We start from the raw sequence: 19,759 nt of genomic DNA on the forward strand, positions 1-19,759 counted from the left end.
TAAAAATGAAAACTATACGGTATTTTGCTGCTTTTTTGGTTAAGCTTAACCATGAAAACAGATAAAGATGATTAAAAAAGTTGAGACAGCCACTGTATGATCGTTGAATATTTAAAGAAACTGCCTTTTTATGACAAACAATGGTTTCAATTTGTCTTATTTGTGCTGCGTCGCTTTGAAGCAGATCGCTGCCGTGAACAAGCAGGCTCTTTAACCTACACCACCCTGTTTGCCGTTGTACCCATGCTCACTGTGTTTTTGGTGATCATCTCATCCATTAAGGCACTCGAACCCGCACGGCAACAATTACAACAATTGATTTACAGCAATTTTTTACCTAAAACCACCATCGCCTTTGATAAAGCCCTAAATGCCTTTACCGACAAATCCAGTAATTTAACTATCATCGGGATTTTGTTTTTATTTGTGACCACGGTGATGATGCTGACTAGTATTGAAACTGTGTTTAACCGAATATGGCGGGTGAAGGAAACCCGTGGCGGCATTGTAGGTTTTATGCGTTATTGGACCATCATTTCATTAGGCCCTATTTTACTGGGCAGTGCTTTTGTCATTTCCTCAACTTTGGCTTCTATGAATGTGCTGAGTAATAACTTTGCAGGTTATGAGCTCAATGGCGCATTTATTTTATGGCTGATTTCATTTGCACTGACCATTTTGGGTTTTTTTATTCTGTACTGGACCATTCCCAATCGCAGCGTACCTATTAAAGCCGCATTAATTGCAGGAATATTCAGTGCTGTTGTATTTGAATGTTTGAAAAACCTGTTTGGTTTTATTATGTCCAACTTCACCAGTTATGAAATTATTTATGGTGCATTTGCTGCCGTACCTATTTTCTTACTGTGGATTTTTCTGTCTTGGAATATTGTGCTTTTGGGTGTTGAAATTAGTTTTGCCCTGACGGCTTTTGAAGCCAGACGCGAGAAAAAATGCCATCCGTTGCTCATGTTAATGGACTTGCTGGAATTGTTTTATAAAAAGCAAATGCGCGGAGAAAGTGTCTCTGAAGCTGAAGCACTGCATGTATTGGGACATAACGAAATTGGCCGCTGGCCGTCTTATGTGCGAATGCTAGAACAACAAAACTTGATTAAACGTACAGAAAATGATGAATTTGTGTTGGTGCGTAATCTATCTCAGGTAGATTTTTGGAGCTTTTATTCACAGTTACCGTATTCGTTGCCACGTCGTCAGGACTTGACCAATGTTTATACTCATGATGAATGGATGCAAAAACTCGGCCCCATACTCAATGAAACCGATGACTATTTAGCTGCCAAGTTGTCGATTCCGCTTTCTAAGATTTTTGAAACGAAGTAATTGCTCATCTAGAACATTTCAATTTTTGGCACAAACCCTCTTCAAGTTTAGGTGTGCAATCCCCTCAGTCGCTTGAAGATGGTTTGTGTTTAATTGCAGATAAAGTCGATAAACTACAACCCAAGCAAACTCAAGCGGAAGCCACAAAGCTTATTGCTTTGCTTTATCTGCGTTTTGTTTTAACCCAACCTTGAGCATTCACCATCAACATACCAAGCATGACCAAAACAGCCCCAATCATAAAGCTTTGGCTCAAGCTTTCATTCAACAACCACACACCAAACAATACGCCAAATAATGGCGTTAAAAATGAAAACACACCTAAACTGGATGCCAAATATTGTTTCAGCAGCCAAAACCAGGCGAGATAGCTCATAAACGAAATCAATACTGCATAAAAATCAAACTGCCTATGGTTAAGGCTGTCCAGTCAATTTCGGCCTGCCCCATCCACCAAGCCATCGGCAGTAAAATCAAAAAACCACCCATTAATTGGTAAAACAAGGTTTGTGTTGCAGGTGCTTCTGATAAACGACTTAGACGTACCGCCACCATTGTAGCTGCCCAAAGTATGCCTGCACTCAGCGCAAGTAAATCGCCAAAAAGCATGTGGCTAAAGTTTTGGTGGCTCTCTTGTTGCGCAGTATCACGCCATAAAAAAGTCACTGCTATGCCAGCAAAAGACAACAGAATCCCGCCCCATTGCAAGCAAGATAAACGCTCTGCAGGGAGTTTCCAGTGCAGTGCTAAAGCCACAAAAATAGGCGCGGTATACAGTAAAACCACCACATGCGACGCAGATGTATATTGAATCGCCTGCCCTAACATAAAAAATTCTGCAGCAAATAAAATACCCACCAATACGCCTACAGGCAGATATTCAGTCGAAGCCCATTGTGTATTTCTTGCAAGTAACAACAAAGGCAACACCATCACAGCTGATAGACCTGAACGTAGTGCCAATTGCATCAAGGGTGCAATATCTGCTGCAGCAACTTTTAGCACCACTTGTTGCAGCCCCAAAACACACACAAAATCAGCATCATACTGCTGGCTTTTGCATCAAGTGCTTGGCGTGAACTCATGGCTGAACCTGATCTGAGATAAAAATAGAGTTGAAAGTAAGCCGCGGACTCAATCTAAATCTTTTAGATGGTCAAGATTGCTGTACTTGAGGCGTGTTGGCATTATGCGCGACTTTGCATAAAAAAAGCGACCTAAAAAGATCGCTGATTTTAAATATTAAGTTAATCTTCTGTTGCGAAAGCAATATCACTGAGTCCAGCTTCACTCGCACGTGACATCACTTGCGCTACAGTATCATAACGCGATTCTTTATCGGCTCTTAATACCACTGTTGGTTGCTGTGCTTGCTGACTAGCGTTGTTAAAGCGGGTTTGCAATTCATCTAAGCTAATAATTTGATCATCCCACGCCACGTCACCATTGGCATTAATACTGACCTGAATTTGCTCAGGGGGTAAATCGACAATCTCTGCAGTCGTTTGCGGCAAGGTTAATGGTATAGATGGGTTGGCAACGGTCGCTGTCACCAAAAAGATGATCATCAATACCAACATAATGTCGATCAGGGGAATTAGGTTCATCTCATTCATGCCTGAGTCGTTGTCTTCACCCAATTGAAAAGCCATTAAACCTGACCTCCGACTAAGCTTTGCTGTGTCGCATTCACTTCAGTTTTTTGCACAGAAGAATCTTGTTGCAACATGGTGTCAATCAGCAAACTATGTGCATGATCTTGCAAGTTTGTTGATAAGGTACGGTTTACACGCGAGCAAATGTTATAAGCAATCACGGCAGGAATCGCCACCGCCAAACCGAAGCCTGTCATAATTAACGCTTCACCAACAGGTGTTGCCACTTGTGCCAATCCCGCCTGACCGCTTTTTCCAACTGCAACGAGCGCGTGGAAAATACCCCAAACTGTACCAAACAAACCCACAAACGGTGCTAATGAGGCAATTGTACCCAGTACCGCTACACCTTTTTCTGCCGATGCTTTTTCTACCGAAATTTGACGCAATAAGGCTTGTTCAGCAACCGCTTTACGCTGCTCGAAATTTAAGTGTGCCAATTTTGCTTTCAGTTTATTTAAAGCTTGTGACAGTTGAGCATAAGCTTGTTGCTTCAATTGACGCGTGCCCATCAAACGCAATGCGAAGATGGTCCATGTCGCAATCGACATCGCCAATAACACGAAATACAGCGTTTTGCTGACTGCATCTGCATGTTGCCAATAGACGGAAAAGTTCATACTCGAACTCCTGTTGAAGGTTAGCCGTTAGGGTTCAATGTCAATTCAAAAGGCTGCTCAGCACGAATTGGATAAGCCACGCCATTTTCTTTGTACGGTTTGAATTTTGCACTACGCACTGCGCGTAAAATCTTTTGATCTAAAGCAGGTAAACCACTAGAACGCGTAATTTGTGCATCGGTAATCACGCCTTTTTCATTGGCTTCAATCCGAACCACCACGTTACGGGTTTCTCCCTGTAAATCACGGTTACTATACGTTGGTTTTGGTGAACGACTCCATTGCACCCCTGAACCGCCAATCGACACTGTTTTAGGAGCAGAAGGTGCGACAGGAGCAGGTGCTGGCGCAACAGGTACAACTGTCGGTTTCGGTGCAGGCTGTACCACTTTAGTTTCAATCACCGTTGCTACAGGTGTAGGTTGCACCACTCGCTCGACAGGTTTTTCAATGGGTTTTGCCACAGGCTTAGGCACTTCAGCTTTTTTAACCTGCTGTACTTTTTCTACTTTTTTAGGTGGCGGTGGTAACGGTTTTTCTACCACAGGCACTTCTTTTACAGGCTGTGGCTTATTTTTTTCAGGTTGTGGTTCAGCTTTTGGTTGTGGTGGTAACGGTTTAGGCTGTTCTTGAATTTTTACAAAGCGGACTTTTAAAGGTTCTTTTTCTATTGGCTTTAAGTTTGGGGTTTGCATCTGTCCCAATGCCCACAATGCGCCCAGGTGCCCCAATGCAACCACGACTAAAGCTGTTACAACTTTCTTTTTCTTAGTGTGGGATATAAGCATCATAGCGTTGGGAGATTGGTTCATTAAAGTCAGCGACCTTGGAAAGCTATTGCCAAACCATCACAGCTTATACGATCAAACTGATCGGTTAGCACAATTAAAGTAACGCAATAATAAATGAGAAGTGTTTTCATTTGCAACTACTTTTTAATAACAACCGTGAATTATCCATTAAATTTACGATTAAGAAACAGCTGAATCAAACGTTATAGCATTACAATTATGGCATAAAAAAACATGCCATGACGGCATGTTTTAATTGTTTCAAATGACCTTTACCTTATTGAAATACAACAGTTTTGTTGCCATCTACAATAATACGGTCTTCCAAATGCCATTTAACTGCACGTGCCAGTACATTACGTTCCACATCCTGCCCTAATTCACGCAGTTGATCTACCGTAAAGTCGTGGTTTACACGTTCAACATCTTGTTCAATAATCGGACCTTGATCTAGGTCTGCCGTTACATAGTGCGCAGTTGCACCAATCAGTTTTACGCCTTTTTCATAAGCTTGTTTATATGGGTTTGCACCGACAAAAGCAGGCAGGAATGAATGGTGAATATTGATCACTTTCATTTCCCATTTAGATACAAACTCTTCATCTAGAATTTGCATATAACGCGCCAATACCAATAAATCATTGCCTTGCATCAATTCATCAATTTTAGCGTAAGCTTCACGCTTATTTTCTTTATTCACAGGTACAACTTCAAACGGAATACCAAAATTTTCTACCGCTTCACGCAAGGTGTCATGATTGGACACCACTTTGGTAATTTCACAGGGTAAACCACCACGTGCATGACGCCATAACAGCTCCAGTAAAGCATGATCTACTTTAGACACCAAAATGCCGACTTTTTTCACATCGCTGACCAAAGCCAAACGCCATTGCATTTCATAACGCTCTGCTACGTTGGAAGCAAAGGTTTGCAATAAGCTTTCTTTACGACTTTGCAAGTGATCCAGTTCAAACTCAACCCGCATGAAATAACGCCCGCCCTGAGCTTCTGTTGCGTATTGATCAAGCGCGGTAATGTTGGCTCCTTGATGATACAAAAAGCTCGATACAGCCTGCACAATACCAGGCTTATCTTCACAAGTAATCAGTAAACGTGCAGTATTCGCAGTCGTCATATTCATGTTGTTTTTAGTCACTACTTGGTTAAATTGAAAAACAAGCCGAGTATTCTAGCGCGTTTCTCAGACATTCTAAATAGGTATTCGCAGTCACTTAGCCGGCTTAAGTATTTTTACTGGATGATAAACTCTCAAACAGTTCAGATGTACCTAGCGTTTCAAGTAAACGCTCATAAGTTGCACGACTTTCACCACGTAAATACGCTCCTTCAAGGAACAGCATTTGACGTAAAGCCTGCCAAATCCATTTTTCTTCCAAGTGGTTTGAATCGGTAATATGTCCCGACATATATAAGAAGTTAGTCCAGTTGGTCAGCACAATCCAAATATTGATAATCAAAGCTTCAATTTCGGACTCGGTCATTTGCATCAGACCTGCATTCACAAAAGCCTGATAAATTTTCTGTCCCTGCTGCATAACTTGTCCTGCAAAACGAGGATACATCTTGCGGAAATCTTCATTGGTTTCGACCAAATGATAGACATCGCGATGCAAAAAACGATAGGCCCATAACTGACTGCTGAGCACCTGAAAATAACGAATTTTATCGTTAGCATCCAAAGCACGGCTCTCAGGCAGGGCTAGCATTTCCAAGGTTTCCTGCTGATATTGCTCCATTAACTCTTTAATGATTTCGTTCTTATTGCGAAAATGGTAGTACAAATTTCCTGGGCTCATGCCCAACTCAGCCGCAATATGATTGGTTGTAACTGAACGCTCACCACGCTCATTAAACAATTGCAAACTCAATTGCAAAATACGCTCTTTGGTTTTCAACGTTTTGGTTTGAGACATCCTAAAAACAACCATTCTTTAAATTTGAGGGGCATGAAAACATAAAGTCACTTGACTGATTAGAGTAAATACTCTAAAAACTAACTTATATTGCTTTTATTGAATGGTAACATGCCATGAACAGTCAGACAAAAACAACTTCAATGACCCCACATTCACCCGATTTACAACGTCTGGATGATATTTTGGCATTGCAGAAATATGCCTATCAGCGCAATCCAGTGCCTAGTGCCAAAGAACGGATTGAACGTTTAGCCCGTTTAAAACGTGTGATTGTGAAATATCAGGATCAATTTGCTGAAGCTATTAACCGTGACTATGGCAACCGTGCCATTGCCGAAACCCAAATTGGCGAAGTACTTACCTGCTTGGAACATATCAAATATTACAGCAAAAACCTGGCCAACTGGATGAAACCCTCTAAACGTCAGGTCGGAATCATTCACCAACCTGCAAAAGCATGGGTACAGTATCAGCCTTTAGGGGTGATTGGCATTATTACGCCATGGAACTACCCTCTACTGTTGTCTTTAGGTCCTCTGATCTGTGCTTTGGCTGCGGGCAACCATGCTATGATCAAAATTTCCAGTGCTTCTGCGCATTTTGGCAAGGTATTGGAAAATGCAATGAGTGAAGCATTTCCGCAAGAATTGGTAGCGGTAATCAATGGTGGCGGCATTATTTCCGATGCGTTCTGTCATTTGCCTTTTGACAAAATTATTTTCACTGGCTCTACCGAAGTTGGCAAAACTGTAATGGCTGCCGCGTCACAAAACCTCGTGCCTGTCATTTTAGAATTGGGTGGCAAATCCCCTGTTTTAGTGCATCCATCTAGCGATATGGTCGATGTAGCACAGCGTATTGCAGTAGGTAAACTCTGGAATGCAGGACAAACTTGTGTTGCACCCGACTATATGTTCTTGCCTAAAGGCAAAACTGCGGAGTTTATGGAGCATTTCGAGCAATTTGTGACCGAAATGTATCCTCATATTCGTGATAACCAGGATTACACATCTATTATTAATGACAAACAATATCGTCGCTTACAGGGCTATTTAGAAGACGCACGTGAGCGAGGTGCCAATATTATTGAAATTAATCCACAAAGTGAAAATGTGGCTGCAACCCGAAAAATGGCACCAACGGTACTCACTAATGTCAGTCCAGATATGCAAATTATGCAAAATGAGATCTTCGGGCCAGTCCTGCCAATCTTAGAATATGAACAAATTGATGATGTAATCGAGTTTATTAATAGCCGACCGCGTCCTCTTGCTTTATACTATTTCGACTTTGATCAGGCGCGTGCCGACTATGTCGCACAGCGAACCCATTCAGGGCATTTCGGACTCAATACTGTATTGACCCACGTTGCTCAAGATGACTTACCGTTTGGGGGTGTTGGTGCATCTGGTATGGGGAAATATCACGGTCCAGAAGGTTTTTTCAGCTTGTCACATGAACGTTCGGTAATGTCTAATCCTAAGCTATACAGCTTAAAGTTCATTCTTCCCCCATTTGATAAGCCGATTCATCGATTGATTTCGAAGACGCTTCTTCGTTAACTGATCAAGGCATGAGCTATCAAACAGGCTCATGCTGTTTTTGAAGAAAATCGCTTGTCTTTTAAGCGTATTTTTGATATAAAACGCCCCTTGAATGAATTCATCCGTTTTTTTTGACTGGCCATACAGATTTGCTGTTGGCTAAATCAATGGAGTTACACCATGTCTAAGGTTTGCCAAGTTACCGGCAAGCGTCCAGTCGTTGGTAACAACGTCTCACACGCCAACAACAAAACTAAGCGCCGGTTCGAGCCGAACCTGCACCACCACCGCTTCTGGTTAGAAAGCGAAAAACGTTTCGTACGTCTTCGTTTAACTACTAAAGGTATGCGTATTATCGACAAATTGGGCATTGAAAAGGTTGTTGCTGACCTACGTGCTCAAGGTCAAAAGATCTAAGTAAGGAGTCAGGACAATGCGTGATAAGATTCGCTTAGTTTCTACAGCTGGTACAGGTTATTTCTATACCACGACTAAAAACAAACGTACTATGCCGGAAAAAATGGAAATCAAAAAATTTGATCCAAAAATCCGTCAACATGTAGTTTTCAAAGAAGCTAAAATCAAATAATTTTAGCTTTTTTAAAAAACGACCTTATTCAGGTCGTTTTTTTTTGCACTTTTTTTGCCTGACTTGTTAAAATTTCCTCGCTTTCTTTGGCACTGTTTGTGCTTGTCTTACTTCAATCTTATGACCACCCCTTCACCATGGCTTAGGAGTTTCTCGTGCCTCATGATGTAGAACTCATCATCTTACTTGCCGTTGGTTTTAGCTTAGCACTGGTATTTGGCTATATTGCTGCGCGCTTACGTCTTCCACCACTTATGGGCTATTTGATTGCAGGTGTCATCATTAGTCCCAACACACCGGGCATTGTGGCAGATATTCATCTTGCCAACCAATTAGCAGAACTTGGGGTCATGTTCCTCATGTTCGGAGTCGGCATGCATTTCTCGTTAAATGATTTAATGCAGGTACGACGCATTGCTTTGCCTGGTGCAGTTTTGCAAATTGCCGTGGCCACCTTGCTAGGTGTAGGCGTGTCGATGATGTGGGGCTGGAGTTTTGGTTCTGCTTTAATTTTTGGCTTGAGTTTGTCTTGTGCCAGTACCGTTGTGCTGTTAAAAGCGTTGGGGGATCGTGGTCTGCTCGACTCCGTGAACGGTAAAATTGCCGTAGGTTGGTTGCTGGTTGAAGACTTGGTGATGGTCTTGGCATTGGTGCTTTTGCCTGCTACTGCCGTGTTACTGGGTGGACAAGCTATCGACAATGCCAGTGATGAAAATATTTGGCTAACACTCGGACTGACTTTACTGAAGGTTTCAGGCTTTATTGCCTTTATGCTCATTGTGGGCAAGCGCCTTGTGCCCTTCATTATGCAAATTGTGGCACGCTTAGGCTCGCGGGAACTGTTTACTCTAACAGTAGTCGCTGCTGCGGTATCAATTGCCTTCGGTGCTTATAAAATCTTTGGTGTGTCGATGGCACTCGGAGCCTTCTTTGCGGGGATGGTAGTGAAAGAATCCGACTTCAGTCATCGCGCCGAAGAAGAAACTCTGCCCTTACGTGAAATTTTCTCCATCCTGTTTTTCGTTGCTGTGGGCATGCTATTTGACCCGCTTATTCTGATTGAAGAACCACTGCACGTTTTGGCGGTCGTCGGCATCATCATGGTGGGTAAGACCATTGCAGCCATGGCATTAGTCTTATTTTTCCGTTATCCACTCAACACAGCTTTGACCGTAGGCGCGAGCTTGGCACAAATTGGTGAGTTTTCCTTTATTTTGGCAACGCTAGGCGTATCTTTACAACTGCTGTCACTAGAAGGACAAAACCTGATTTTAGCAGGTGCACTCATTTCAATTACCCTAAACTCCTTTGTTTTTTCTGCGATTGAGCCTGTGCAAAACTGGATCAGGGAACGCTCTTATTTGGCGCGTTTGCTCGAACGCAGCAATGATCCTTTAGCGATGCTGCCTGATGAGGTTTCTCAAGATTATTTACGTGATCAGGTGGTGATTGTTGGACATGGTGAAGTCGGACGCCGCATTACCAAAAATCTCATGGCTGAAAATATTAGAGTCGTGATTGCAGAAGAGAACCGTGAAATTGTCGAAGACTTACGTGAAAAAGGTATTGCTGCGGTCAGCGGGGTTGCCACAGAAGCAGGTGTACTGATTCAGGCACATATTCAACATGCTCGACTGCTCGTTCTTTCGCCTATGGATATTCTGGATATTCATAAAATTGTGGATATTGCCAAAACCCTAAACCCTGAAATTCAGGTTTTGGTGTGCGCAGAAAGCAAAGCTGAAGCAGAAGTGATTCGTAAGGACAACATTGGTGAAGTGTATTTTGCCAAAGAAGAAATGGCGAAAAATATGAGCAATTATATTTTAAATCAAATTGAAATTGCCCATCATCAACCACCAACGCATTAAGCATCAATCATCTAAAACCGATAGACAAAATCAAGAAAAGCGCACTATTTGAGCTGCGCTTTTTTGTTGATGTATAGTTTGGCTTTCACTATATTCATGAGAAACCACCTATATTGCATGTGATTTTAATCACAGCAGATAGACAATCTGTTCATCAAAGAGCGCCCATCACCAAAAGACTATTTCGGATTAACTCATAAATTTTGGCTGTTCATCTACAATTTCGGCATGCCATTCATTGACTTGTTTTTCCAATAAGCCAAATAATGCCGCTTGAATCATGTGCTGTGCAACAACCGCCGTCTGATCGCCCAATATGGCTTTGACGTCGTCATTGAACTCGATTTTGACCAATGGCTCTTTCTCTGAGCCTGCATTACGCAATGCCAACACACCACCTTCAAGCTGAACCAACTCTAAAATTGCTTCCTGATTACCAAATAATTCTTTCAATTGCTCTATAGACATATATCCTCCATGCTGGACATGGTGGCAAAGGCGCTTGCTCTTTGCATCGTTCAGAATATTTATATCGGGCTGATCAGATTTTTTTCAAGGGCGTTTGGTCGGCTTAAAATTCCACCATTTCATTGCGAAAACCATCAATCAACTGGGTTAAATCACGATGCCATTCGCGCAAAATTTTCGTATCTGGTAGCCATGCTTGCGGAGATTGTGTGACTTTAATAATTAAATTAGATGACGTTTCCTGTTCAGGCTCTGGTGCACTCGGCTCAGGTGTGTACTGACATAAACGATACGCGCGTTTTAACTCTGCAATAAAGCCCGATTTGCTCAGTTGCTGCAAAATCGCCACTTCAGGGGAAATCTGTCCTTTGGCTGCCATCAGTTCTTCAATTGATTTAAGAGTTGGATTGCTGTCATTTAAACGATAATACCGTACCAATTCCTGCAAAAAAGCCAACACGGCACCATTTAAATGAAACACCGCAGCTTCACGATGTGCCTGCGCTTGCTGAACATGCTCGGTTTGCTCTGCCTGCTGACATGAAAGACGGGCGAAATATAATTTCTGATTGGTACGATCTGCATGAAAGCGAGCAACACGGGACATGAGCCTTTCCTCAATTTAGCGTTCTAAGAAGCTTAGATTAAACCGATTTTGCTACAACGCCCAATAAAAAATACACTATTTTTACTGCGATAAAATCGCGCACCGATGCAGTGCCAATCTCGTGTTTTTTCTAAAATTTACGCATAAAAAAGGAGCATTTTTGCTCCCTTTGAACTATTTTGATGCAGGCTTATCTTCTGCTGCTTTGACACGTATTCCATGTCCATGCAGACGCAAAGTATTCAACGCTTTAATGGCTTTAACTGCTTCACGTGCATGTGGCATTTCCACAAATGCAAAACCTTTAGATTTTCCTGTTGCAGCATCCAACACCAAATTACAAGATTCTACAGTGCCATATTCCTGAAAAAGTTTTAACAATTCTTCTTCAGTAACAGTACGCTCTAAACTACGAACTAAAATTTTCATCTTACAACCTTAAAATAGGCAAAAAACATCAAAAAGCACTCGCCTACTCTACTTTTTGCATGAAACCATGTGACGTAGTTTAATCGAGATCTATACCAAAATCTAAATTAATCACTTGGTGTTCCACCAAAGCACTTTTCACAGTTTGCTGCCGGGTATGCTGGTGGGTTTCCATCGTACACAACTGCCGTGTCAGATCATTCAAAAAATAACTGTCCAGTTTGCGACCTTGCTCATCTACCGTATCACGCGCCCATAAATTAAAATTTTGCTTGGTTAAAATCAGTTCATTTTGGGCACGGGTTAAAGCCACGTACAACACTCGACGTTCTTCTTCAATATCATCAAAACTGCCCTGCGCCCGTGCATGTGGATACTGACCTGCAGTCACATTCGCCACATAACAGACTTTTTGCTCGGTGCCTTTGGCAGAATGGATGGTGATTAAAGTGACCACATCGGTATCGGACTGGCGTTCAATTTCAGAAATAGACACAGGATCGAGTACGTATTCTTCTAAAAACTCACTTAACTGCGCATGCTTGCCTGCCAATTGTTGCACCAACTGAAAATCACCCTGACGACGGTTCCAATCTTTTTTGTAGTTCTCTGCCAATTGTTCCTGAATCGCTTCTATGCCTAATCCGACACAAGCCGCAACTTCATGTCGCAATACATCCATTTGCTTCATGATCAATAAAGTTTTTTCTGGCAAGCGTCCAAATTTTTCCAGCTTTTCAATCACCTTATCTATTGTAGGTTCGAGTAACAATTGCTGTGCCAATTTACTCGCACCGACATCACCCACGCCATTCCATAAAGTGAGAAAACGCATCCATGCAATATCATCTAAAGGATTGGCAATAACCCGCAATAAACTGAGCAAGTCTTTCACATGCGCGGTTTCCAAGAGCTTCATGCCACCAATAAAACGATACGGCACACTTGCCGCAATACACGCAGCTTCAATATGTCGTGCTGCAAAACTCGAACGCACCAAAACCATGTGATCTGACCACGGCGCGCCTTGTAAGAAATGTCGCTCTTTAATATCAATCGCAATCCATTTGGCTTCATCAAATTCATTCGGGAAAATATGCATTTTGGGCTTGATGCCATCGCCACGATGCGCCTGCAAATGCTTGTTATAGCGAATTTCACTTTGATCTAATAGCCAGTTAGATAAGTCTAAAATTTCCTGTGTAGAACGGTAATTTTGCTCTAATTTAAAAATTTGGGCGTTGGGTACACGCTCTGTAAAATGATGAATATTTTCAAAATCTGCACCACGGAAACCATAAATCGACTGTGCATCATCGCCCACACAAAACAGACTAACCCGATCTTTTAAGGGTTCAAGCAAAGCCCATTGCAAAGGATTGGTGTCCTGCATTTCATCGACCAAAAGATGCTGACAAATTGACGCGACATAATCGACCAGACCTTCAGACTGTGCCAATGCAGAAGCCACCACAGCCAAAATATCGTCATAATCTAAAAAACCACGCGCACGTTTACGGCTTTCATATTCCTGCATGATCTCGGCAATTTGGTCTTTCATTGCCAAATATTCAGGCTGTTGTTTTTCTAATGCCACACTCAATTTTTGGCGGGTATTTCGCGCAAAAGAATATAAGTCACATAATTCTTGAGGCTTGGGTAACTGACTTGGGTTTTTCTTATCATCTTTGCCACGAATTAAACGGAACATCATTAACTGATCATCACGATCAATAATTGAAAACTGCTCTAAGCCAAATGCTTTAGGGATACGGCGCAGCAAATACATACAAAAAGTATGGAAAGTCGAAGCACGCAAGCCCTTAGCTTGCTCACCCAGTGCTAACTCAACCCGCGCCACAATTTCACTGGCTGCACGACGGGTAAAGGTTAAAATTTGAATCTGATTAGCAGGAATACCCTGATCAATTAAATACGCTGCACGTGCCACAATGGTTTTGGTTTTGCCACAGCCTGCCCCTGCCAAAACCAGACTATGTTGATGTGCTGTGGTGGCTGCTTGTTTTTGTTGGGGGTTCAATTCATCAATTAGGCTGGCTAAACTCATAGTGACTCATCGTGCTGGGTGGATGAATAGTTTAACAGATCGGTTTAGGAATAAACCCATGAATATAAATGGCTCAATTCATACTCAAGTCATGCTCAAGCACATACTTTTACACAAGTTATATTGTGGAGATGTGGATAAGTGCATGCTTATCCACATTATTTCCAACCCAACTCTATGGCAGTGATTTCGTTAATACGTGTTTGTTGTAGCGATTCTGGCATTTTACTTTTGCTTTGCGAAAGTGGCACATAACCCGCCATTAGTTCAGCCTGTCGTTGTGGATATAACGGTTGCTGATTTGGGTCTGCATAACCAATCGGATAAATCGGTTGACCTGTGCTCAAATCATATTTATCTGTGGCACCAAAAGTATGCAGTAATTCATGCACCATCACCATGGTATTGCGCTCACTGTGTGCAGCGGAAGCAAATAAATTCACCGAGCCAATTTTGCCTTTTTGTAAAGCGGTGGAATGCTTCAAAATTTGAGTTTGACTCGGATCATAATAATTTAGGTATAGCGTCACTGTTGCCGGACCATCACTACCTTGTCGTTGCTGCCAAGCGTAAAAACGGAACTTTAAACTCCAAAGTACGGTGCTAAGTAGCGATGCCTGCTCAGGCACTTTCGGTGGCAACTGCTTTAATTCTCGCCCCTGTTTGAAATAGAGCGCAATAGGTTGCCCACGATACTGTAAAGAAGCTTGTTTCAAATAGTCCTGAGCAGAATTTAAATTATTGATATTTAATGTATTGATATAGTTTTGGGTATTTGATCGTCCATCGGCATTGATTGGATGTAACAATACGATGATGGGCTTATTCCAGTCTTGGTTCTGATCACGCCAAGCATTGACTGCAACAACCAGTAAAACCAGCAATAAGCATAAAATTCGGATTTTTTTCCACATACTTTAAATATCTTTAGGCAATCACTTTACCGAGTTTAATCTTATTATCTTTAAACTCGCCCCCCACATCGGATTAAGATTCACAAAACCTCTCTGTTTTTTATTTTTTCACATTTCAAATTATATGATTTAAAAAAATGCTGACCGAAGCCAGCATTTTGTAATTTGGATAATTAAGCCTCAACCCATTTACCATCTTTGTAAACCAATGACCATTTGGTTTGCTTACCTTCAGCTGTTTCAGAACCAATATATTGCGCTTGATTCTTACGACTAAATTTCACCAAAGTTGGATTCCCTTCAGGGTCAACATCAGGTGCTTGCAAAATAAACTGATATTTCGGATCAAGCTGTTCTGCCACCGTACGCAACTCTGCCACTTTCGGAGCACGGGTTTCGCGCACTTTCGGGAACTTACTGGCTGCCAAAAACAAGCCTGCTGCACCATCACGCAACACAAAGAAATCATCGTGTTTGGTTGAGCGTAAATGTTCCATTTTAATTGGATCAACACGCGGTGGCGCAGGCTGACCATTCTTGAGTACTTTACGTGTGTTTTCACAACTTGTGCAGGCAAAATAAGGGCCAAAGCGACCAGTTTTCAACTGCATTTCGCCATCACACTTGTCACACGGAATGGTTGGGCCATCATAGCCTTTAATTTTGAACTCGCCTTCTTCTAGTTCGAAACCTGCACAGTCTGGGTTATTCCCGCAAATGTGCAGTTTACGACCACCATCAATCACATAACTGTCCATGGCCGTTTCGCAAATTGGGCAGCGCTTTTTAGACATCAAATCCGCAGTTTCAGCGGCATCATCATCTGACAATGCTGCAAGCGATTCTACAGGTGTCAGGTTCAGTGTTCCCTTGCAACGTTCTTTCGGTGGCAAGTTATAGCCTGAACATCCCAAAAATACCCCAGTTGTACCTGTACGAATCTGCATTGGGCGTGAACATTCTTTACAATGTACTGCATCAACTTCTACAGGGAGATTACGGCGCATGCCTTGTTCGCCCTGTGCATTGGTCAAACGCTGTTTGAAATCACCATAAAAACTGTTGAGTAAGTCTTTCCAGTCACGTTCACCATCTGCAACCTTATCTAGCTGACCTTCCAAGTCTGCTGTAAAGTCATAGTTCATCAGATTATTAAAACTTTCATCCAGGCGGTCTGTAACAATCTCGCCCATTTTTTCGGCATAAAGACGACGGTTTTCTAGTTTGACATAACCACGGTCTTGAATGGTCGAAATAATCGCAGCATAGGTCGATGGACGTCCAATGCCTTTTTTCTCAAGCTCTTTAACCAAGGAAGCTTCAGTAAAACGCGCAGGTGGTTTGGTAAAGTGTTGCGATGGAACAAGCTTTTCTAATTTAAGAATTTCACCGACTTTAACTGCTGGCAGTAATACATCATCATCCGATTTGTTTTGCCCACGCACTTTGGTGAAACCATCAAAAACCAGCGTACGACCTTTGGCTTTTAACTCAACACCATTGGCATCCACTAAAATGGTCGATGACAAATATTCGGCTGGTGTCATTTGACAGGCCACGAATTGACGCCAAATCAGATCATATAAACGCTGTGCATCGCGCTCTACACCCACTAAATTGTCGCCTTTAAGTGCAACATTAGATGGACGAATCGCTTCGTGCGCTTCTTGTGCACCTGCTTTATTGCCATAACGATTTGGTTTAGCAGGCAGATATTTTTGACCAAACTCCGCTTCAATATGTGTACGCACCATATTGACCGCATCATCACTCAGAAAGGTCGAGTCAGTACGCATATAGGTGATAAAACCTGCTTCATACAAACGCTGTGCCAGCATCATGGTTTTCTTGACTGAAAAACCAAGACGGGTACTCGCTGCCTGTTGCAGTGTTGACGTGATATACGGCGCACTTGGGTTGACTTTGGTCGGCTTATCTTCACGTGCAGATACGGTGTATTGCGCATCTTTAATCAAGTTCAGTAAAGCATCAGTTTCAGCTTTATTACGTAACTTGAGGGTTTTACCCGCTTGTTTAACTGCTTCTAGGCGAATGTCATCTTTTGCTGATTTAGTATCTGCAAAGACTTGCCAGTATTCTTCAGGTACAAAGGCACGAATTTCACGTTCACGTTCTACTACTAGCTTAACTGCAACTGACTGCACACGTCCTGCCGATAAACCACGGGCAATTTTTTCCCAAAGCAGTGGCGAAATCATAAAACCCACCACGCGGTCTAAGAATCGGCGCGCCTGTTGGGCATTGACTTTGTTGGTATCTAAACGCGCAGGATGCTTAAAGGCTTCTTGAATAGCATTTTTGGTAATTTCGTTAAACACCACACGTTGATAACGTGAGTCATCTCCACCAATGACTTCTTTTAAGTGCCACGCAATCGCTTCCCCTTCACGGTCCAAGTCCGTTGCGAGATAGACTTCATCGACCTGCGATGCCAGTTTTTTTAATTCCGCGACAACATTTTCCTTGCCTGGCAGCACTTCATAATGTGCTTTCCAGTCATGTTCAGGATCAACCCCCATACGGTTGACTAATGCTTGTTGAGCTTTTTCAGCTTTCTGAGCCTCGGTCAGTTTGGTTCGGGTGGCGGTTTTCTTTTCTGTGGTTTTTGCGCTACCACTGGTTGGTAAATCACGAACGTGACCAACCGAGGACTTCACAATGTAGTCCGAACCAAGATATTTATTGATTGTTTTCGCTTTTGCAGGCGACTCCACAATCACTAAGGCACGTTTGTGACCAGCTTCAGATTTGGCTGCAGTGCTTTTGGATGTGGACCGAGGAGCGTTCGCCATAAGTAACCGTATTTCCTATTTAATGGTTTAAAATTAACGTTCAGCCAAGCTATGTAAAAAAGCTTTCATCTCATCTAATTGAGTTGCGCGAAGATCTGCTTCTTCATTCCAATAGATTCCTACACAGTTTGCCTGCATATCAATAGCATAAATACCCTTTAATGCAATGGGTAAGTCTTGGAATTTATCATCACCATGTAGCAGCTCTAGCTTTTGATCTTTCACCAAAGCACGCATTAATGGTAAACGTGCATCGGCAATGAGTACGCTGTAATACGCCACCATACTGGCACGTGATTCCGTAGCTTTCGGAATTTTTGTCCAATCAGGTGCAACCACCAAACGTGGATGTAGTCCCATTTTTCGGGCTTTTTCACGCATCAATCCCAAAGCTTTTTCTCTTGGGCTAACGCGCAGACCAAAAATAGAGCCCATCACAAATATGATGATGGCAACGGCAACCCAAATTCCAGTATTTTCCATAGTACAACCTTTCTATTCTTATATTAGAGTTGCATAAGCACAATATAAAACGCAAGATTAAAATAAGCTGTGATTTATTTATTTCAACTGTTTTAGTCTATCTGCCTACAAACAGCTTAAAATTGTCTTACGTGAAAAGGCATCATTTTCAAAACTTTAAATGGTTGATAAATGATGAATTAAATCAGTCGCATCGATAAAAAACTATCTTGCAGATGGGTTTTAAATCGACTCATGCCATTAATCGAAAAATTCTAAAACTTAGCTTAAAAACATTTCATGACTATATAGAACTTCATGTCCATTCCAATAAATATAGCCTTTTTCAATCAGTTCTTTGAGCAATAAACGAATATCAGATTTTGGAAATAATCGTTCCAGCAAATCACGCAACTCATAAATATCTTTTGGTTTTTCACCTTTTAGCTCACGTAACTTTTTGGCGATTTCCCATTGCACAGGGTCAATTTGGCTAAAGTTTTTAAACAACGCATGCTGAGGATGCAAATCTTCAGCTTCAGTTTGCGCAACGATTGTAGAAGTAACTGTCGCCTCTTGTACAGGTTCTACCGCGGCATTTAGGTCAAGTTGAACCCATTGTTTCAGCACTTTTTTACGAAAGCTAATTTGCTCATCCACCCGCTTTACAATTTTCAGACTTATCAACATGCCAACCACATGCTGCACTTTATCTGCCTCAAGTTGCAAAATATTGGCTATCGAGTTTTTTAAAGCTTCTAAGTTGGTTGGCTTGCCTGACATTTTTGCCAACGCATCACAATACTTTTTTACCAACAGCAATTCAGGTTTGCTACGGATTGCCGTTGGACTGGGTAAACGATTTTTGCTTTTTCCAGATTGCGTTTCAGGCTGAATATGAATCAGGTGACAAGCAATTTCAGATGCTTGCAACATTTCCATTAAAATTTGAATACTGTCAGCCGCAGAAATCACTTCAACGTGTGTTTCTGGCTCTAACAGTGCCATCAGTTGCCCCACCACCACCGCATATTCAAACTCTTTAAACTCTGCGCGCGGACTTTCTAAAATCATAAGCTGCCCCGTACTGATCCAACCAGCGAACTCGGTTAGATCCTGCAAGTTATATTCAAATTTTCCTGCACAATTAAACAAATACACACTCGGATGATGTTCAATAATTTCTCGCAACAAAGTCGCGGTAGGCAGATTATTTTCAAGGTCAAGTAATACAACTTTAGAGGACATAAACTTTAGCGAACACAATAGGGTTTAAAGGATTCAGGCACAGCAGCCGAGCATTACAGCGGGAAGTACAGCAAAGGTCAAATTAAATTCAGTACTGAAACCAATATCTTTGATTAAGTACGGTTGATTAATAGTGTGGCGGGCGATTGGTCATTGGGTCAAATGTTGCAATCCCATCCGACAAATCTGCCGACTCCACCCGCTGATATAACAACTGCATTTGTTTCTTTAAATCAGCAATTTCCAAACTTTGATGAACCACTTGTTCATTCAATTGCTCAACTAAATCGTCCAAAAATGCAATTCGCACTTGCAAATCTTCAATGGGTGCGGAAAATGACGCCTGATCATCTATACTTTGTTTAGTCATTTCAAATCCTCATTTGAGATTTTTTA

19 protein-coding genes and 1 pseudogene are annotated in these 19,759 nt (G+C 42.0%); 5 read left to right on the forward strand and 15 right to left on the reverse strand.

Annotation, left to right across the window (positions count from 1 at the left end):
* Window positions 1-96 precede the first annotated feature (96 nt).
* A complete protein-coding gene (locus L6C30_RS07690; RefSeq protein ID WP_070155249.1) occupies window positions 97-1,344 on the forward strand; it encodes a YihY family inner membrane protein in 1,248 nt (415 codons plus the stop codon).
* A 163-nt stretch (window positions 1,345-1,507) separates the two neighbouring features.
* Here L6C30_RS07690 and L6C30_RS07695 read toward each other — a convergent pair.
* From L6C30_RS07695 to L6C30_RS07720, 6 genes and pseudogenes are all read right to left on the reverse strand, one after another.
* Window positions 1,508-2,429, reverse strand: a pseudogene (locus L6C30_RS07695) (DMT family transporter).
* A 162-nt stretch (window positions 2,430-2,591) separates the two neighbouring features.
* Window positions 2,592-2,996, reverse strand: coding sequence for a biopolymer transporter ExbD (locus tag L6C30_RS07700; RefSeq protein WP_070155247.1), 405 nt, complete (start codon window positions 2,994-2,996; stop codon window positions 2,592-2,594).
* Window positions 2,996-3,619, reverse strand: coding sequence for a MotA/TolQ/ExbB proton channel family protein (locus L6C30_RS07705; RefSeq protein WP_070155245.1), 624 nt, complete (start codon window positions 3,617-3,619; stop codon window positions 2,996-2,998). The genes L6C30_RS07700 and L6C30_RS07705 overlap by 1 nt, the downstream gene beginning before the upstream one ends.
* Window positions 3,620-3,639: 20 nt before the next feature.
* Window positions 3,640-4,431 carry an energy transducer TonB gene (locus tag L6C30_RS07710; protein WP_070155243.1) on the reverse strand — a complete coding sequence of 264 codons (792 nt, stop codon included), beginning with the start codon at window positions 4,429-4,431 and terminating at the stop codon, window positions 3,640-3,642.
* A 256-nt stretch (window positions 4,432-4,687) separates the two neighbouring features.
* On the reverse strand, window positions 4,688-5,554 hold the full coding sequence (gene purU / locus L6C30_RS07715) for a formyltetrahydrofolate deformylase (RefSeq protein WP_026438081.1): 867 nt from the start codon (window positions 5,552-5,554) through the stop codon (window positions 4,688-4,690).
* A 100-nt stretch (window positions 5,555-5,654) separates the two neighbouring features.
* Window positions 5,655-6,347: a TetR/AcrR family transcriptional regulator gene (locus tag L6C30_RS07720; protein ID WP_070155241.1), complete on the reverse strand. Its 693-nt coding sequence runs from the start codon at window positions 6,345-6,347 to the stop codon at window positions 5,655-5,657.
* 116 nt (window positions 6,348-6,463) lie between these two features.
* Here L6C30_RS07720 and L6C30_RS07725 point away from each other — a divergent pair, with 116 nt between their 5' ends.
* The 4 genes from L6C30_RS07725 (at window position 6,464) to L6C30_RS07740 (ending at window position 10,354) form a co-directional block, all read left to right on the forward strand.
* The gene (locus tag L6C30_RS07725) at window positions 6,464-7,912 is read left to right on the forward strand and encodes a coniferyl aldehyde dehydrogenase (protein ID WP_236162811.1); all 1,449 of its coding nucleotides are present in this window, start codon (window positions 6,464-6,466) and stop codon (window positions 7,910-7,912) included.
* 162 nt (window positions 7,913-8,074) lie between these two features.
* Window positions 8,075-8,311 carry a 50S ribosomal protein L28 gene (gene rpmB / locus L6C30_RS07730; protein ID WP_000048256.1) on the forward strand — a complete coding sequence of 79 codons (237 nt, stop codon included), beginning with the start codon at window positions 8,075-8,077 and terminating at the stop codon, window positions 8,309-8,311.
* Between the two features lie 16 nt (window positions 8,312-8,327).
* Entirely contained in the window at window positions 8,328-8,483 is a 156-nt protein-coding gene (gene rpmG / locus L6C30_RS07735) for a 50S ribosomal protein L33 (RefSeq protein WP_004976146.1), read from the forward strand.
* Window positions 8,484-8,638: 155 nt separating this feature from the next.
* A complete protein-coding gene (locus L6C30_RS07740) occupies window positions 8,639-10,354 on the forward strand; it encodes a cation:proton antiporter (RefSeq protein ID WP_070155238.1) in 1,716 nt (571 codons plus the stop codon).
* Between the two features lie 189 nt (window positions 10,355-10,543).
* On the opposite strand, the gene L6C30_RS07745 is transcribed toward L6C30_RS07740, so the two are convergent.
* The 9 genes from L6C30_RS07745 to L6C30_RS07785 all read right to left on the reverse strand — a co-directional run bounded on the left by L6C30_RS07745 (window position 10,544) and on the right by L6C30_RS07785 (window position 19,733).
* Window positions 10,544-10,822, reverse strand: a complete 279-nt coding sequence (locus L6C30_RS07745; RefSeq protein WP_019836911.1) for a hypothetical protein — start codon at window positions 10,820-10,822, stop codon at window positions 10,544-10,546.
* Window positions 10,823-10,925: 103 nt separating this feature from the next.
* The gene (locus tag L6C30_RS07750; RefSeq protein ID WP_004976141.1) at window positions 10,926-11,429 is read right to left on the reverse strand and encodes a DUF6586 family protein; all 504 of its coding nucleotides are present in this window, start codon (window positions 11,427-11,429) and stop codon (window positions 10,926-10,928) included.
* Between the two features lie 174 nt (window positions 11,430-11,603).
* The gene (locus L6C30_RS07755) at window positions 11,604-11,858 is read right to left on the reverse strand and encodes an RNA-binding protein (protein ID WP_004976139.1); all 255 of its coding nucleotides are present in this window, start codon (window positions 11,856-11,858) and stop codon (window positions 11,604-11,606) included.
* A 79-nt stretch (window positions 11,859-11,937) separates the two neighbouring features.
* Window positions 11,938-13,926, reverse strand: coding sequence for an ATP-dependent helicase (locus L6C30_RS07760; RefSeq protein ID WP_236162810.1), 1,989 nt, complete (start codon window positions 13,924-13,926; stop codon window positions 11,938-11,940).
* A gap of 158 nt (window positions 13,927-14,084) precedes the next feature.
* Complete coding sequence (locus L6C30_RS07765; RefSeq protein ID WP_236162809.1) at window positions 14,085-14,840, reverse strand: hypothetical protein; 756 nt, start codon at window positions 14,838-14,840, stop codon at window positions 14,085-14,087.
* Between the two features lie 173 nt (window positions 14,841-15,013).
* Window positions 15,014-17,653: a type I DNA topoisomerase gene (gene topA / locus L6C30_RS07770; RefSeq protein ID WP_236162808.1), complete on the reverse strand. Its 2,640-nt coding sequence runs from the start codon at window positions 17,651-17,653 to the stop codon at window positions 15,014-15,016.
* A gap of 33 nt (window positions 17,654-17,686) precedes the next feature.
* A complete protein-coding gene (locus tag L6C30_RS07775; RefSeq protein ID WP_070155373.1) occupies window positions 17,687-18,136 on the reverse strand; it encodes an ammonium transporter in 450 nt (149 codons plus the stop codon).
* 261 nt (window positions 18,137-18,397) lie between these two features.
* A complete protein-coding gene (locus L6C30_RS07780) occupies window positions 18,398-19,363 on the reverse strand; it encodes a hypothetical protein (RefSeq protein ID WP_236162807.1) in 966 nt (321 codons plus the stop codon).
* A 127-nt stretch (window positions 19,364-19,490) separates the two neighbouring features.
* The gene (locus L6C30_RS07785; protein WP_230243977.1) at window positions 19,491-19,733 is read right to left on the reverse strand and encodes a SlyX family protein; all 243 of its coding nucleotides are present in this window, start codon (window positions 19,731-19,733) and stop codon (window positions 19,491-19,493) included.
* Between the last annotated feature and the right edge of the window lie 26 nt (window positions 19,734-19,759).

The sequence above is a fragment of the Acinetobacter sp. KAM396 genome, assembly GCF_021602765.1.
GTDB lineage: Bacteria > Pseudomonadota > Gammaproteobacteria > Pseudomonadales > Moraxellaceae > Acinetobacter > Acinetobacter towneri_A.

What these genes read in the sequence shown, in the direction of transcription:
- L6C30_RS07690 (WP_070155249.1), top strand. Translation starts at nt 97, where the DNA reads ATGATCGTTGAATATTTAAAGAAACTGCCTTTTTATGACAAACAATGG.
- L6C30_RS07700 (WP_070155247.1), bottom strand. Translation starts at nt 2,996, where the DNA reads ATGGCTTTTCAATTGGGTGAAGACAACGACTCAGGCATGAATGAGATG.
- L6C30_RS07705 (WP_070155245.1), bottom strand. Translation starts at nt 3,619, where the DNA reads ATGAACTTTTCCGTCTATTGGCAACATGCAGATGCAGTCAGCAAAACG.
- L6C30_RS07710 (WP_070155243.1), bottom strand. Translation starts at nt 4,431, where the DNA reads ATGAACCAATCTCCCAACGCTATGATGCTTATATCCCACACTAAGAAA.
- purU (WP_026438081.1), bottom strand. Translation starts at nt 5,554, where the DNA reads ATGAATATGACGACTGCGAATACTGCACGTTTACTGATTACTTGTGAA.
- L6C30_RS07720 (WP_070155241.1), bottom strand. Translation starts at nt 6,347, where the DNA reads ATGTCTCAAACCAAAACGTTGAAAACCAAAGAGCGTATTTTGCAATTG.
- L6C30_RS07725 (WP_236162811.1), top strand. Translation starts at nt 6,464, where the DNA reads ATGAACAGTCAGACAAAAACAACTTCAATGACCCCACATTCACCCGAT.
- rpmB (WP_000048256.1), top strand. Translation starts at nt 8,075, where the DNA reads ATGTCTAAGGTTTGCCAAGTTACCGGCAAGCGTCCAGTCGTTGGTAAC.
- rpmG (WP_004976146.1), top strand. Translation starts at nt 8,328, where the DNA reads ATGCGTGATAAGATTCGCTTAGTTTCTACAGCTGGTACAGGTTATTTC.
- L6C30_RS07745 (WP_019836911.1), bottom strand. Translation starts at nt 10,822, where the DNA reads ATGTCTATAGAGCAATTGAAAGAATTATTTGGTAATCAGGAAGCAATT.
- L6C30_RS07750 (WP_004976141.1), bottom strand. Translation starts at nt 11,429, where the DNA reads ATGTCCCGTGTTGCTCGCTTTCATGCAGATCGTACCAATCAGAAATTA.
- L6C30_RS07755 (WP_004976139.1), bottom strand. Translation starts at nt 11,858, where the DNA reads ATGAAAATTTTAGTTCGTAGTTTAGAGCGTACTGTTACTGAAGAAGAA.
- L6C30_RS07760 (WP_236162810.1), bottom strand. Translation starts at nt 13,926, where the DNA reads ATGAGTTTAGCCAGCCTAATTGATGAATTGAACCCCCAACAAAAACAA.
- L6C30_RS07765 (WP_236162809.1), bottom strand. Translation starts at nt 14,840, where the DNA reads ATGTGGAAAAAAATCCGAATTTTATGCTTATTGCTGGTTTTACTGGTT.
- topA (WP_236162808.1), bottom strand. Translation starts at nt 17,653, where the DNA reads ATGGCGAACGCTCCTCGGTCCACATCCAAAAGCACTGCAGCCAAATCT.
- L6C30_RS07775 (WP_070155373.1), bottom strand. Translation starts at nt 18,136, where the DNA reads ATGGAAAATACTGGAATTTGGGTTGCCGTTGCCATCATCATATTTGTG.
- L6C30_RS07780 (WP_236162807.1), bottom strand. Translation starts at nt 19,363, where the DNA reads ATGTCCTCTAAAGTTGTATTACTTGACCTTGAAAATAATCTGCCTACC.
- L6C30_RS07785 (WP_230243977.1), bottom strand. Translation starts at nt 19,733, where the DNA reads ATGACTAAACAAAGTATAGATGATCAGGCGTCATTTTCCGCACCCATT.